Below are 502 nucleotides of genomic sequence, written 5' to 3'. Positions count from 1 at the left end.
AGGCGCCGATCGCCGTCGAAGCGGTGCGCCGCATCGACGAGATCTTCGCCGTCGAGCGCACCATCAACGGCCGAAGCGCGGCTGAGCGCGTCGCGGCACGACAGCAGCACTCGAAGCCACTCATTCTCGATCTGGAGATCTACCTTCGGGAACAACGAATGCTGCTCTCGGCCAAGAGCGATACGGCCAAGGCCATCACCTATATCCTGAGCCGCTGGGTGGCCTTCACCCGCTTCCTCGACGACGGCAGGATCTGCATGAGCAATAACGCGGCGGAGCGCGCGTTGCGGGGGATCGCCATCGGCAGACGGAACTGGACGTTCTGCGGCTCGGACGCGGGCGGCTATCGCGCCGCCGCCATCTACACGCTGATCGAGACCGCCAAGCTCAACGACGTCGATCCGCAGGCTTGGCTTGCCGACGTCCTCGCCCGCCTGCCGGACCACCCCGCGAAGCGCCTCGACGAGCTGCTGCCCTGGAACTGGAAGGCCAGCCGACCCGG

General features: G+C 66.7%; 1 protein-coding gene. It reads left to right on the top strand.

What is annotated here, in order from left to right:
- A partial coding sequence (locus D3273_RS28020) for an IS66 family transposase (protein ID WP_165359782.1) occupies nt 1–502 on the top strand: 502 nt, incomplete at both ends.

Source organism: Lichenibacterium minor, from assembly GCF_004137685.1.
GTDB classification, from domain to species: domain Bacteria; phylum Pseudomonadota; class Alphaproteobacteria; order Rhizobiales; family Beijerinckiaceae; genus Lichenihabitans; species Lichenihabitans minor.
Note: the sequence above shows the minus strand (reverse complement) of the source record. Positions and strands in the feature narration are given on the sequence as shown.